General features: G+C 34.0%; 10 protein-coding genes and 1 pseudogene. 1 reads left to right on the forward strand and 10 read right to left on the reverse strand.

Annotation, left to right across the window (positions count from 1 at the left end; all coding sequences use genetic code 11):
• The first annotated feature begins 110 nt into the window (after positions 1 to 110).
• The gene (locus AMD28_RS14705) at positions 111 to 725 is read left to right on the forward strand and encodes a DUF6515 family protein (protein WP_055444889.1); all 615 of its coding nucleotides are present in this window, start codon (positions 111 to 113) and stop codon (positions 723 to 725) included.
• Between the two features lie 79 nt (positions 726 to 804).
• On the opposite strand, the gene AMD28_RS14710 is transcribed toward AMD28_RS14705, so the two are convergent.
• From AMD28_RS14710 to AMD28_RS14755, 10 genes and pseudogenes are all read right to left on the reverse strand, one after another.
• Entirely contained in the window at positions 805 to 1,221 is a 417-nt protein-coding gene (locus AMD28_RS14710; RefSeq protein WP_055444890.1) for a cation transporter, read from the reverse strand.
• A gap of 35 nt (positions 1,222 to 1,256) precedes the next feature.
• The gene (locus AMD28_RS14715; RefSeq protein ID WP_055445060.1) at positions 1,257 to 2,972 is read right to left on the reverse strand and encodes an efflux RND transporter periplasmic adaptor subunit; all 1,716 of its coding nucleotides are present in this window, start codon (positions 2,970 to 2,972) and stop codon (positions 1,257 to 1,259) included.
• A gap of 4 nt (positions 2,973 to 2,976) precedes the next feature.
• A pseudogene (locus AMD28_RS14720) lies at positions 2,977 to 5,474 on the reverse strand (heavy metal translocating P-type ATPase).
• 69 nt (positions 5,475 to 5,543) lie between these two features.
• Positions 5,544 to 6,101: a helix-turn-helix domain-containing protein gene (locus AMD28_RS14725; protein WP_055444891.1), complete on the reverse strand. Its 558-nt coding sequence runs from the start codon at positions 6,099 to 6,101 to the stop codon at positions 5,544 to 5,546.
• Position 6,102: 1 nt separating this feature from the next.
• Positions 6,103 to 7,347 (reverse strand): TolC family protein, encoded by a 1,245-nt coding sequence (locus tag AMD28_RS14730; protein ID WP_055444892.1) that lies wholly within the window; start codon positions 7,345 to 7,347, stop codon positions 6,103 to 6,105.
• Positions 7,348 to 7,356: 9 nt separating this feature from the next.
• Positions 7,357 to 11,106 carry an efflux RND transporter permease subunit gene (locus tag AMD28_RS14735; protein WP_055444893.1) on the reverse strand — a complete coding sequence of 1,250 codons (3,750 nt, stop codon included), beginning with the start codon at positions 11,104 to 11,106 and terminating at the stop codon, positions 7,357 to 7,359.
• Positions 11,107 to 11,242: 136 nt separating this feature from the next.
• Positions 11,243 to 11,656 carry an HYC_CC_PP family protein gene (locus tag AMD28_RS14740; protein ID WP_083478327.1) on the reverse strand — a complete coding sequence of 138 codons (414 nt, stop codon included), beginning with the start codon at positions 11,654 to 11,656 and terminating at the stop codon, positions 11,243 to 11,245.
• 258 nt (positions 11,657 to 11,914) lie between these two features.
• Positions 11,915 to 12,679, reverse strand: a complete 765-nt coding sequence (locus AMD28_RS14745) for a hypothetical protein (RefSeq protein WP_152975624.1) — start codon at positions 12,677 to 12,679, stop codon at positions 11,915 to 11,917.
• A 476-nt stretch (positions 12,680 to 13,155) separates the two neighbouring features.
• A complete protein-coding gene (locus AMD28_RS14750; protein ID WP_055444895.1) occupies positions 13,156 to 13,884 on the reverse strand; it encodes a LytR/AlgR family response regulator transcription factor in 729 nt (242 codons plus the stop codon).
• Positions 13,865 to 14,914 (reverse strand): sensor histidine kinase, encoded by a 1,050-nt coding sequence (locus tag AMD28_RS14755; protein ID WP_152975625.1) that lies wholly within the window; start codon positions 14,912 to 14,914, stop codon positions 13,865 to 13,867. Before AMD28_RS14755 ends, AMD28_RS14750 begins: the two co-directional genes overlap by 20 nt.
• Between the last annotated feature and the right edge of the window lie 5 nt (positions 14,915 to 14,919).

The raw sequence follows: 14,919 nt of genomic DNA on the forward strand, positions 1-14,919 counted from the left end.
CTGTCTATTTGCTTTTTTATAGTTCTTTTATGTGTATATCTTTAAACTATTCCTATTAAAAAATGTCTTAATAGGTAGCAAATAAAGTGTAATCCTTAAAAAATTAAATTATGAAAACATTAATAAAAACACTCGTTTTACCAGCCCTGTTTATGGTGGCTATTACAACACAAGTTTCGGCACAAACGCGTCGTACTACTTCAACTACAACCACCAATAAAACGGAAAAAGCAACAAGAACAACCACTGCAAAAAGCAATACAAATACAACCAGAAGAGTAGCCAGCAGTAGAGTAACGTACAAAACACCAAAAAAGAAAATTGTTTCTGTGAGAAATGTACCAAATAGAACGGTAATTAAGCACAACGGACAAAATTACTATTATGCAAATAACAAATATTACACACAGTCTAGAGGTCGTTATATTGTTATAGCACCAAAGGTTGGTTTTAGAATAAAAGTATTACCTACAAATTATAGACGTGTGCTTTTTAATAACCACAGCTATTTTAATGTGCATGGTATCTTTTACACCCAAATAAATAATGAATATGAAGTAGTAGATCCAGAAGTAGGCACTGTAGTATATGAGCTTCCAGAGGATTATGAAAAAGTAGTCATAGACGGTCAGACCTATTATGAATACGCTAATATTCTATACGAAAAAGTACAAGTAGATGGTACTAGAGCGTATGAAGTAGTTGGTATTATAGATATGCAATAATATAGTTAAAAGAAAAGCCTATTAAAACAACTGTTTTTAATAGGCTTTTTTAGGTTTCAAAATGAAGAATGGAAAGGTTTTATTCTTTCGACTCTCCAGATTGATTCATCTTCATTTCATGGTCATATTTACAACAACCTGGTAAATTCTCATAAGCTGCTTCACTTCCTAGAACTTTATCGGTATCATAACCAGAAGCTGCAATGGCAGTATGAATTGCCGTTGCATCGGTTTTCGTATCATCAAAAGAAACCTCTATTTTCTTTTTATCTACATCCCAATTTGCTTTAGATACGCCTGGAACAGCATGTACTGCTTTTTCTATAGTACTTTTACACATCCCACAGTTTCCGCGCACTCCAAAAGAAATATCGGCCATAGCCATTTCGTTAGATACTTCACTAGTTGTTGTTTCAGTTTCTTGTTTGGCTTCGTTTTTACAACTTGTCAAACCCATTATAGCTAATACAGCTAAACTTAAAATTATTTTCTTCATGGTTTAAAAATTTAGTTATTGGTTTATTTATTTTTTTATTTGATTTCTTCAATGATACTTCCACAAGTTATCATGGCATCTCCATAATACGGATTTCGAATAACCTTGTCATTACTCAGCCACATAGCGCCATTATTATTGTTTGCCATTGGGCATTTCTGAACATATAATGTGGTATTTAAAGTCCCCATATTCATGGCTAAGACTACTATATTTTCATTGAGTATCACAAAATGATCCCGTTGTTTTTCAATTTCGTTATTTTCGGAAATCGCTTTTAACATAGATCGTGTTTTATCCAAATGTGCTAATTCCATTTTTCCTAAAGTCGCGGCATCCAAATTTTGTATTTTCTGATACATAGTACTAGCAATATCGGAAACGGTTTTCCCATCGCTTACAATAAAGGCATCTTTCATATTCAAGTACATAGGAAGTATTTCTTTAAATTCTTTTTGAAAAAGGCTAGGGAATTTCATTTTCATCGGTTGCATTGCCGTCATCGTTTCTTCTTTCTCCGATTTATTCATCATCGATTTCTTGCCTTGTAATTGTGCCGCAGCATCTACTGTAAAAGTCCCGTTGGTTACAATTTCATCTTCCTTTTGCAAACCTTCTAAAACGGGATAATTACTTCCAATTTGATTACCGATTGTAATTTCTCGCATTTCAAAAACAGGTGCTGTAGGATTGGTTTTCACATATACTACCGAACGTTTTCCTGTCCATAAAACAGCAGAAGCAGGAATAGTTAATACTTCTTCTTCGTTGGTAGCATTGGCAATTCCTTTTAATTTACCTTCCACAAACATTCCAGGTTTAAACACACCTTCTTTATTATTCAGTACCACTCTTAATTTTACGGTTCTTGTTTTGGTATCTAAAATAGGATCTATAAAATCCACTTTCCCATTAAATGTTTTATCCGGATACGCATTGGTTGTTACCACAACAGCTTGTCCTTTTTTAAATTGACGGATTTGATTTTCATACACATCAAAATTTGCCCAAACGGTATTTAAATTTGACACTTTAAAAATAGGTTTCCCATCCATAATATGCGAACCTTCGTTGATAGCGATTTCGGTAACCACACCAGATACATGCGAGTAAATAGTAAAACTTGTTTTTACTTGTCCGGTTTGTTCCACTTCAGCCAATTGCGAACCGTGAATCTTCCAATTCTTAAATTTATTCTTCACCGCATTATATAATTGTGGCTGGGAAGCTTTTAGTTTGTATGCTGTAATTAATTCCTGTTGTGCAGCAACAAGATCTGGGGAATAGATTCTAGCAATTGCTTGTCCTTTTCTCACTTGTTCTCCTAAGGAATTCACATACAGTTTTTCTATTCTTCCGTCAAAATGAGCCGGCATGGTTGCTGTTTCATTTTCATTCTCCGTAATTTTCCCAGATAAAACGAAACCCGAATCTGCCTCGGTACTACTTGAACCAACCATAGAAGTTTGAATGTTAGCCAATGCTATTGCATTTTCAGAAAGTTTAAATTGATCTGCTAGTAAGCCTTCCGAATTACTTTCTACAGGAATTAAATCCATGCCACAAATAGGACAATCTCCTGGTTCGGATTGCATAATTTGTGGATGCATGGAGCAAGTCCACATAGTACTATTCTCTACTATTTCATTATGTTTATGTTCTACCTCTTTATTGGAAGAATCTCCAAAAAGAAATGCTCCCAAAAGTAAACCAACAGCCAATACTGCAATATAAAGGATATATTTTTTCATTATTTTATATTTTAATTCTTCGTAATCGTAATGCATTTGCAATCACCGAAACTGAGCTAAAACTCATCGCTAATGCTGCAATCATTGGGGATAATAAAATTCCAAAAACCGGAAATAAAACACCTGCCGCAATTGGTATTCCTACCGTGTTATAGATCAATGCAAAAAACAGATTTTGCTTAATGTTTTTCATTACAGCCACACTTAAATGTTGAGCTTTCACAATGCCATGCAAATCGCCTTTTACTAAAGTAATCATCGCACTTTCAATAGCGACATCGGTTCCTGTTCCCATCGCAATACCAACATCACTTTTAGCCAATGCTGGTGCATCATTAATTCCGTCACCAGCCATAGCAACCACTTTTCCTTCCTTTTGTAACTTTTCTACTTCTTGTAATTTATTTTCCGGTAACATGCTTGCTTTAAAATCGGCAAGATGCAACTCCGAAGCCACAGCTTGTGCGGTATCGTAATTATCTCCGGTAAGCATAACAACAGCAATTCCTTTATCTTGAAGTGCTTGAATCGCTTTTGCGCTGGTTGCTTTGATTTTGTCGCCAATAACCACATAACCAACTACTGCTTTGTCTATCGATACATAGGAAACTGTTTTCCCTTGTTTCTGATACGTTTTCGCTTCTTCCGCCATTTCCGGAGTAATCTCTGCATGGACATAGTCCATCATTTTAGGATTTCCTAAGGCTACTTTTTTATTGTTTATGGTAGCTTCGACACCTTTTCCAGTAACGGCACTAAATCCTTCCGATTTTAGAATTTCTATATTTTGTGATTTTCCGTATTTTACTGTTGCTTCCGCTAAAGGATGTTCACTATTTATATTTAAAGAAACAATGTATTGCAGCACTTCTTTATCCGTTAAAACGGCATGAAATGCAACTGCCTTTTCTACTGTTGGCTTCCCTTCGGTAATGGTTCCTGTTTTATCAATAATTAAAGTATCTACTTTCGCCATTCGTTCTAATGCTTCTGCATTTTTCACCAATACACCATTTTGCGCACCTTTACCAACACCAACCATTATAGACATTGGCGTCGCTAATCCTAATGCACAAGGACAAGCAATAATTAAAACTGCGATGGCATTTACAAAGGCATATACGTAAACCGGTTCTGGTCCCCAAATGGCCCAAATTGCAAAAGTGATTAATGAAATGATAACTACAACAGGTACAAAATAACCAGAAACTTTATCTGCTAAATTCTGAATTGGCGCGCGACTTCTACTCGCATCATTCACCATTTGAATAATTTGAGAGAGTAGTGTATCGCTACCAATTTTTTCTGCTTTCATTAAAAAGGATTGGTTTCCATTAATGGTACCACCACTTACTTTATCGCCTTCAAAGCGATCTACAGGAAGCGGTTCTCCAGAAATCATAGATTCGTCAATAGGGTATTTCCTTCAGTTATAACACCATCTACTGGGATTTTATCGCCAGGTTTTACTTTTAGAATATCATGTAAAGCAATCTTATCGATGGGCACTTCTACATCTTCACCATCTATTATTTTGGTTGCTTTATTAGGAGCTAATTTTAGTAATTCTTTTACTGCAGAATTCGTTTTACTATGCGCACGCGCTTCTAAAAGTTGTCCTAAAAGTACTAAGGTTAAAATAACAGTAGAAGCTTCAAAATAAACATGAACTGCTCCGGATGCTGTTTTAAATTGACTTGGAAAAAGGTCTGGAAAAAACATTCCGAATACCGAAAATAGCCAAGATACGCCAGCACCAATTCCGATAAGGGTAAACATATTTAGATTCCATGTTTTGATACTTCGGTATGCACGTTCAAAAAACATCCATGTTGCATAAAACACCACAGGAATGGAAAGTGCGAACTGTACCCAATTCCATTGTTTCTGTTCCAGAATAGTGTACAACGGATTATTAGGAATCATTTCACTCATCGCAATTAAAAATATGGGTAAGGTGAATACCACTGCAATCCAAAACTTTTTTAATAGCTTTTTATAGGTTTTCTCTTCTGCGGAAATATCTGGTTTCATGGGCACTAAATCCATACCACAAATAGGGCAGGAGCCTGGCGCATCTTTTATAACTTCGGGATGCATTGGGCAGGTCCATTGTTCGGTATTAGTAATAGATAGATTTTGTTCTTCTACTAAATCCATTCCACAAACCGGACAATCACCAGGCTTGTCGTAAGTTTTATCGCCTTCACAATGCATTGGACAATAGAAAGTTCCGGTGCCATTTTTTACGGGTTGTTTTTCTTTTTTAACTTCTACGTGTGGATGGTCTCTTAAGTTATGAATGCTATATCGTCCGCCATCGTTTTTAAGTGCTTCTTGAAATTTCTCCAATGGAATATGTTTTTCCATTTCGATGGTTGCTTCTGCTTTTTCTAAATCCACTGAAGCCTTGGAAACACCTGCTACTTTAGAAAGGGTTTCTTCCACATGACCGCGACAACCGTTGCAAGTCATTCCGTGTATATGATATGTATGTTTCATTTTATCTAATTTTAGATGTCAAAATTAAACCGATTTTATCCGTCTTATTTTCACAATTCTGTTTCTTATTTATACAATTTGGTCTAAAGACTTTCTATCCCAATCTTGTACGCTTTTATAATCTGTCATCGACATTCCTGTAATCGCTTTAAATTGTCTTGCCAAGTGACTACTCGTTTTATAATTTAAGGAATATGCTATTTCCGAAAAATTTAAGTGTCCTAACTGTATTAATTCTTTTACTTTTTCAATTTTTAAATGGATGGTATATTTCTCTAAAGTTATTCCTTCCGATTTACTAAACAGTTTGCTTATTGCAGTTTCTGTTTTACCAAACTCTTTTCCTAAGGTCTTGAATAAATCGTCTGTTTCTGCCAATTCTATTTTATGAATAAGCATGACTTTTATTTGTTCGACCAAAGTATCTGCTTCGTTTTCTATAATTTCAAAACCTATTTCTTCTAATGCTTTATTTACATTTTCGGAATTACTTTTTGGTCCTTTTAAAGCAACTACTTTTCCCAATTCGATAGATTCCACCGTGTAATTTTCAGCAATAAAAATGGACAAAACGGAAGCAATACAACGGTTACAAACCATGTTTTTGATGTAGATCGTTTCTTTCATTTTAATTCGTTATTAAATAATTAATAATTGTGGATTGTATGTAATATGCTTTAATCGATTCTGTTTGATCCATTTGAAACTTTAATTGTAATTCTTGAATGTCTAAAACATCGTTAAAATCGATGGTTCCTGTTTCGTAACTTCGAATTAAAATATCTTCCGCATCTTTGGCTTGTTTTATATTTTTAACCTGTGTATTATAGCTGATTCTTGCGGAAATTCTATCGTTTATAGCTGTATCTAAAAGCGTTTCTAAGCTATTTAAACGCTCTTGTTTTTGTGCTTCAATCTCTTGTTGCTGTAATTCATTTTGTTTGGTTTTCGATTTGTACTTTTTATTAAAAATAGGAATAGATAACGAAACCATAGGCATAAAAATATCTTTTCCTTTTTCACTAAAAGTAATGTCTGAATCTGCTTGAATATTGATGTAATCGAATCCGAAACCAAAAGAAGGATTACTTTCTTTTTGATTCAATACTTCGGATTGTTCTACCGATTGAAAAAGCTTGTCGTATTTCAATAATTCTGGATGCAATGCTAAATTTTCAGAAGGGATTTCAAAATCTTCGGAAGGCATTATCAATTCATCTACAACTTCAATTTCTATATTCTTTTCTCTATTTAATAGCTTATTAAAATTAGTTTGTTCTGCTAGATATTGTTGTTCTAAAACCTGTTCTAATTGCTCCAATTCATTCTGTTGCATTTGTAATTTAAAAACATCTACTGCAGAAGCTTTACCAACTTCAATTGATGTTAGTGCCAGCGTTTCATAGGTCTTAAGAAGTTCTCTATTTTCGACTAAAACCGCTTGTTTTGCTTTGTTATCGTATAATCTATAATACGATTGCGCTATGGAAACTATTAATTTTCGTTTGGCAATTACAATGTCCTCGTATTTAGCATCGGCCAAAGAACTCGCATAATTTTCTCGCGAAGTAATAGTACCAAACCAAGGCAACATTTGTTTTGCCGATACTTTAAAACGCTGTGTACCCGTTCGTGTTTCTGGTTCTAAAACAAAATACCCAGCACTAAATTCGGTGTTTGGTAAGGTGTTGACTTCATTCACTTTTTCGGAAGCAATATTATACTGCAATTCGAATGCTTGAATTTCAGGATTATTCTCAAAAGCCTCGTTGATATAGGTTTCTAATTCTTGACTTTGTCCGTTAAGAAAAAAGAATAAAGAACCAAAAAGCAAAACAGCTTTATGTACGATATGTATATTAAGGATTTTCATAATGTTTTTTTAGTCTATTTTTCTAAGCGCTTTTTTCTCTATTCTCTTTAACTTCATTTCCTCTCTCCAGCTATATAAAACGGGAACGATAAAGTAGGAGGTAACGTCAATTACCATTCCTCCAAATATTGGAATGGCCATTGGAATCATAATATCACTTCCTTTTCCTGTGGAAGTTAATACCGGTAACAATGCAAGAATGGTTGTAACTGTAGTCATTAAACACGGACGAATACGTTTTTCTGCAGCTTGTAAAGCAGAAGCTCGGATGCTTTTCTTATCGGAAGGTTTTTCACGATCAAAAGTTTGTGTCAGATACGTTGCCATGACTACGCCATCATCGGTTGCTATTCCGAATAGGGCAATAAAACCAACCCAAACCGCCACACTTAAATGGATGGTTTTCATATTAAAAAGATCCCGCATATTTTCACCAAAAAGGTTGAAATTGAAAAACCAGTCTTGACCATATAGCCAAATCATAATAAATCCACCTGCAAATGCAACCGTAATTCCTGTAAACACCATTAATGATGTGGACACCGATTTGAACTGAAAATAAAGAATTAAAAAGATAATCGCTAATGCCAAAGGCACTACAACCGCAAGTGTTTTTTCTGCTCGTAACTGATTCTCGTAAGTTCCTGTGAATTTATAACTGACACCTTGAGGAACGATTAATACGCCCGAATCAATTTTCTCTTGAAATAAGGCTTGGGCATTTTCAACGACATCCACTTCAGCAAAACCATCCAATTTATCGAACAAAACATAACCGACTAAAAAGGTGTCTTCGCTTTTTATTACTTGCGGACCTTGCTCATACCGAATTGTTGCTAATTCGCTTAACGGCACCGGACTTCCTTTTTCAACAGGAATATAGATGTCTTTTATATCTTCCGGATTGCCACGCAATTCTCTTGGATATCGAACACGAACGGCATATCGCTCTCGGCCTTCCACAGTTTGGGTTAATTCCATACCGCCAATGGCTACCTTTAGAACGCTTTGTACGTCTGCAATAGAAATGCCGTAACGCGCAATTTTTTCTCTATCGATATCAATGAGTAAATAAGGCTTACCAACAATTCGATCGGCAAAAACAGCTTCAACTTTAACACCTTCGGCTTGTTTTAAAAGAGCTTCTAATTCCAATCCGAAAGCTTCCATTTGTTTTAAATCTTGTCCTTTTACTTTGATACCCATTGGCGCTCGCATACCGGTTTGTAACATCACCAGTCGGGTTTCTATTGGCTGTAATTTTGGTGCAGAAGTAACTCCTGGTAACTTAGTAACTTTTATTATTTCTTTCCAAATATCGTCTGGATTCTTAATTTTTGGTCGCCAGTTACGGTAGAATTCGCCATCGTTGTCTTCGATTAACTGAGACCTTTCGACTGCGCTCAAGGTGACATTTTGGGTGTTATTTGGATTTGCAATAAATCGTCCATCTTTCAGTTCAAATAAACCAACATCATTTACTTTATAACGTTGTCTTTTTCCTTTGGCATTACGCATATATTCAGACTTATACTGAATCATATTTTCGTACATCGAAACTGGTGCAGGATCTAAAGCAGATTCTGTTCTTCCTGCTTTTCCTACTACCATTTTAATTTCAGGAATGGTCGCAACTGCCATATCTAATTGCTGTAACACGCGTTTATTCTCTTCTACACCAGCATGCGGTAAAGAAGTTGGCATCAGAAGAAATGATCCTTCATTTAACGAAGGCATGAATTCTTTTCCTGTGTTATTCATAATCCAAACACCAGAAATTAGTACGGTAGTTGGAATGATTAGAAATAGCATTTTATTCGCTAAAGCCCATTTTAAAAGTCTTCCGTAATAGATTCTTAAAAGAGAAAAGATTCCTAAAACTCCGAAGCAAATAATAGCTACAAAAACTAAATTGATTAGAATACTACGATCAAAACCTAATGGTCTCCAATATTCGGCAAGTAGAAATACGATGGCTGCAGATGAAATAATGATATTTACTAGATTCCCTTTTTTAGGATCTATTTTTTCTAAAACAATAAATAAACCTGTAATTCCGAAAGCTATTAAAATGCTTCCTAACCAATAACCAGATATAATAACTACAATTCCAGCAACTATTATTCCGCCATTTAAGAAATATCTAAAGGTGTTTTTAAGTACCGTTTTTCGGAATAGGAAAGCTGCTAATGGCGGAATTATAAACAGTGCAATTACCAAGGATGCAGATAATGCCATTGTTTTTGTAAAAGCTAAAGGTCTGAATAGTTTTCCTTCGGCACCAATCATTGTAAAAACCGGTACAAAACTAATTATGGTAGTTAAAACTGCGGTTAAGATCGCACCAGAAACTTCCGCAGTAGCGTTATAAACGACTTCATTTATAGTATATGCTGTGCCATCTTCTCGAAGTCTTAATTTTTGATCATCGAGATGGCGAATCATATTTTCGGCGAGTATGACACCAACATCTACCATGGTTCCAATGGCGATTGCAATACCAGAAAGCGCCACGATATTTGCGTCGACATGAAATAGCTTCATCGTTACAAAAACCATCAAAATAGCCACAGGTAATAATCCGGAAATTAAAATGGAGGCTCTTAAATTAAACACCATAATAATGATCACTAAAATGGTAATTAGAATTTCTAGTGTTAATGCTTCATTCAGCGTATCTAAGGTTTCTACAATCAATTCGGAACGATCATAAAAAGGAACCACTGTTAATTGCGAGGTGCTTCCATCTGCTAATACTTTGCTTGGCAAACCACCTTTTAGTTCATCTATTTTCGCTTTTACATTGGTAATTACTTCCATTGGATTCGCGCCATATCTAGCAACTACAACACCACCAACAACCTCAGCACCTTCTTTATCTAATAAACCACGACGTGCTGCAGGACCTAAAGATACTTTAGCAATGTCCTTAATTTTAATAGCAGTATATGCTTCGGAAGTAACTACAGCGTTTTCAATATCTGCAACCGATTTGACATAGCCTAAACCACGTACGAGATATTCGGCTTGATTGATTTCTAAGGTTTGCGCACCAATATCTTGATTACTACTTTTAACCGCTTGAACCACTTGGTTTAAACCAATATTGTATTGACGCATTAATTCGGGGTTGACATCGACTTGATATTCTTGTACATAACCACCAATAGAAGCTACTTCAGAAACACCACTAGCAGCAGATAGCGCATACTTTACGTAGTAGTCTTGAATGCTTCGTAATTCTTGTAAATCCCAGCCACCAGTTACTTTTCCGTTTACATCACGACCTTCTAAAGTGTACCAATATACTTGTCCTAAACCGGTAGCATCTGGACCCAAAGCAGGGTTTATACCCTCTGGTAATAAGTTACTTGGTAGGGAATTTAATTTTTCTAAAATCCGACTTCTGCTCCAGTAAAATTCGATGTCTTCCTCAAAAATAATATAGATACTAGAAAAGCCAAACATAGACGAACTACGAATAGTTTTTACACCGGGAATACCGAGTAGGGAAGTAGTTAACGGATAGGTAATTTGGTCTTCGATATCTTGCGGTGAACGACCATCCCATTTTGTAAAAACAATTTGTTGGTTTTCCCCTATATCTGGAATCGCATCTACTGCAACTGGATCACTAGGCAAAAAGCCTGTATCCCAATTAAAAGGTGCATTTATAGTTCCCCATCCTACAAAAAGAACGAGTAATAAAACGGCTACGAGTTTATTCTCTATTAAGAATTTAATGCTTTTATTTAGCATGTAATTAGATTATTAAACAGTTAGAAAGAGATGTTGTTCCAAATAAGAAAACACCGAATACTTGTCTGCAAAAGGGCAGGCAAAAATTATCCTCATGAAATAAATCATTGGGATAATACAGTCTATTGTTTAAAAATCAAATTAAATAGGTCTCGTCGAGCTTGAAGATTTCCTTGCTAACGAGTGGTGGTATATAGGTTTCAAATGAAGATATACTACTATAAGCACCTTCAAAAAGATTTATATACGTATATACAAATGAAGCTATAAATACTTGTTGTTCTAAAGAAATGTTATCGAATTGAATTTGTAATTGGTCTTGACCATCTACAAGTACTTGTTCGTCATTACAACAACTCTTTTTAGTAATGGAACAACCATCTGTAGCGGGCTTCTCCATTTTCATTCCGCAACCTTTAGCTTTATTAAAAATAGCAGTTTCTACTAAAGTATCTCCACAATAATGCATGTTTACGCTGAAGGACATGGTAGAGAATAACACTACAAAAGCCATTGCAAAAGACATTATTTTATGGAATATTTGCTTCATATTACTTACAAAGTTACAATATTTAAACTATCCTGAATTTTGTTTAACAGAATTTTATTAGCATTTATTTTCTTTAGTTTATTTCTATTGCTTTTTTATCTGGCATTTTGAAATAAAAAAAACACCCCTTTTCATTGCGAAAAGAGATGCTTTTAAAATAGTTTGATTTTACTTAAACTTTGCTATTAATCAATCCAAACTAAATTTTTTATGAAAACATTATTCTTAGGTTACTTTTTCAAATCAAGCGATTTGAGATTATCTTGCTTTGTGCGTTCTTGTTATTATATATCTAATATCATAAATCTCTGCAGCATAATCGGATTCCACTTTAACAGTACCACCGTTTAACTCCCATGTGTTTAATGTGTATGCATTAAAAGAGCTCAAATAGAAATGCTCCACTCCAATACCTTTTGACGTTATAAAGTCTCTTGTGTATATTTCTCCAACACCACCTCCTATATCAATTGCTACCGTTATCTTAGTGTTCTTGTTTATAGTAGGATTTACTTTAAATTCTATCACTATATTTACACCATCTCCATCTCTTCCTGTTATAGTAGAAGTAGTAGCATCATAAAATTCGGTTACATCCATAGGTTTTTGACTATCTCTAACCGTAGTTGCATCATTAGGTAAAGTCACTTTAGAATAAGCGGTTAATGTTAAAGGACTTCCAGAGGTATAGGTTCCATCCTCGTAATCTCCCCATCCAGTATAGTCATTACTACTTCCACTTCCGGCGCTTAGGCTTACCCAACTTGCTCCATCAAAGTAATAAAACCCATTTAAATCGGTATCAAATACTAATAGACCTTGAGCAGGACTAGATATTGCTGCTTTTTGAGCGGTAGTCATTCTAGGTGTTAAAAGTCCTTTATCCGTGGAAGTGACATCTAACATGGCCGAAGCATCTGGTGTTAATGCGCCAATACTTACTTGAGCTATAGCATTATAGTTAATAGATGTAAAAATGGCAATGGCCATTAATAGTATTAATTTTTTAGTAATGTTTTTCACGTTTATTCGTTTTTGGGGTTTATATATTGGTGTCTGTTTTAAATACGCTTTATCCTATTTAAATAGGATGGATTTTATATTATTCGTATTAATTGAAAAACTAGAAGCAATTTAGGTGCCAAAACAAACTCACCTGCAAGTATACGTGCTTAAAATACTGATTAACAAGGCTTTAAAAAAAGTAACGCTTTTGAGGAAGAAAATAAAAACATCGATATACCGTTAATTATTTCAGTTGAAATACTTAATCCACGGAATACCGAGAAATATAATGGGTAATGAACGGGGAATCGCACACTCTATTTCTATCCCAAATGATTTATGTAAAGCGTGACATAATACTATTGTTTAAAGCTATGCAGATACCATCACTTTTAGTTCTTATGAAGATGGTGAAGAATATGCTTTATAATCACAAAAAAAAATCAAAAATAAGTAGTTTTATTTTATAATATGGAATAGAAATACTAGTATCGTTATAAGCTTAATCTACTATACACCATAGATTTGTAGCTTTCTCCAATAGGAATTCTTTCGTCTTTAATTACAATTCTATTTTTTTGAACAGATGTAATTTTATTAACATTAACGATATAGGATCTGTGGACTCTAATAAATGTGCTTTCTGGGAGTTTGGATTGAATTTCTCTAAAGCTCATTAGTGTTAAAATAGGTTTCGCATCTTCCGAATGAATTTTTAAATAGTCTTTTAAACCTTGAATGAGTTTGATACTGTTTATATCTATTTTTAAATTTTCATATTCCGATTTCACAAAAATAAAGTCATCTTCATGAGATTTAATTTCGCCACCTGCGGAAGAAAAATTAAACGAAGCACTACTATCATTCAATTTAATCATTTCTTTAACTCTATTTATAGCTTTGATAAAACGAGGAAAAGGGATTGGTTTTACTAAATAATCTATGGCATTTAAATCAAATCCTTCTAAGGCATATTCAGGATAAGCAGTCGTAAAAATAAAGTAAGGGACTTTTCCTTCTAAAGATTTAATAAGTTCTATTCCTGTTATATTTGGCATTTCAATATCCGAAAAAACCAAATCAATAGTATTGTTATTTATAAAATTTAAAGCTTCAATCGCATTTGTAAAGGTCTCTATTACTTCAATAGAACCAATGGCTTGGCAATACGATTCTATAATATCAATAGCTAAAGGTTCGTCATCAATTATTATGCATCTCATTATCCATCAAATTTAAGGTTAAATGTACTTTATAGTGTGTTTTCGTTTCGTTTATTATCAGTTTATGATTATTTTTATATAAATAATGTAACTGATTTTCAATGTTTTTTAGTCCGACACCAGAATTCTTCATATCCCGTTTATGTAGCCCGAGGATGTTTTCTGCTTTAAAAACTAATTGGTTATTACTAACTACAATCTTAATATCTATTTGTGTATTTCCTTTATAATCTGTGCCATATTTAAAAGCGTTTTCAATAAAAGAAATTAATAGTAAAGGGTAGATTTTTAAGTTTCTTGTTTCGCCATTTATATTCAGTTTAACTGCTTCGGTATTTTTTAATCGTAACCTTTGCAATGCAATATAATTCTGAATATAATTGATTTCTTTTTCTAGCGGAACCTGTTTATCTCCAGCTTCATAAAGCATATAACGCATTAACTCGGATAAGGTAATTACTGCTTCTGGTGCATCATCGGATTTACTTCTTACTAAAGAATAAATACTATTTAAAGAGTTGAATAAAAAGTGCGGATTTAATTGATTTCTTAAAAACTGAAGCTTAATATCTTTTTGTTCATTTTCTAGTTCTTTAGATAAACGATCTCTTTTATAAAAGTCAACTACTAAGCTAAAAATCCCTCCTAAAAGAAAAATAGATAAAGAAAAAACAATAGGAATAGCATGTTTTATACCAAATGGTCCTCCAGGTCTATTTGGTGGTCTTGGTAGGTTTCTAAATTCTACAATTAGGTTATTGAAAATTAATTCTTCTGTGACATAATTATAAACGAATAAAAAAACAATAGAAACTAAAATATATAAAACTAGTTTTCGTCTCAACAATAAGTAAGGCACAAAAACCAAGTAATTTATATAAAACACAATAGGTCGCATTGCTTGTTTTAAGTACATTCCGGAAGGAATTTCACCCAAGTCAATATATGCTGTTAATAACGGAAATATGCTAATACACATCCAAACTAAGGTGTGTATTATTATTTCTTTATAGGATATTTTATTTTTCAAATTTT

This window comes from Lacinutrix himadriensis (genome assembly GCF_001418105.1).
Classification (GTDB): domain Bacteria; phylum Bacteroidota; class Bacteroidia; order Flavobacteriales; family Flavobacteriaceae; genus Oceanihabitans; species Oceanihabitans himadriense.

Bases quoted from the DNA above. Each gene is read 5' to 3' on its own strand.
- AMD28_RS14735 (WP_055444893.1), bottom strand. From the start codon at position 11,106: ATGCTAAATAAAAGCATTAAATTCTTAATAGAGAATAAACTCGTAGCC.
- AMD28_RS14705 (WP_055444889.1), top strand. From the start codon at position 111: ATGAAAACATTAATAAAAACACTCGTTTTACCAGCCCTGTTTATGGTG.
- AMD28_RS14715 (WP_055445060.1), bottom strand. From the start codon at position 2,972: ATGAAAAAATATATCCTTTATATTGCAGTATTGGCTGTTGGTTTACTT.
- AMD28_RS14750 (WP_055444895.1), bottom strand. From the start codon at position 13,884: ATGAGATGCATAATAATTGATGACGAACCTTTAGCTATTGATATTATA.
- AMD28_RS14710 (WP_055444890.1), bottom strand. From the start codon at position 1,221: ATGAAGAAAATAATTTTAAGTTTAGCTGTATTAGCTATAATGGGTTTG.
- AMD28_RS14740 (WP_083478327.1), bottom strand. From the start codon at position 11,656: ATGAAGCAAATATTCCATAAAATAATGTCTTTTGCAATGGCTTTTGTA.
- AMD28_RS14725 (WP_055444891.1), bottom strand. From the start codon at position 6,101: ATGAAAGAAACGATCTACATCAAAAACATGGTTTGTAACCGTTGTATT.
- AMD28_RS14730 (WP_055444892.1), bottom strand. From the start codon at position 7,347: ATGAAAATCCTTAATATACATATCGTACATAAAGCTGTTTTGCTTTTT.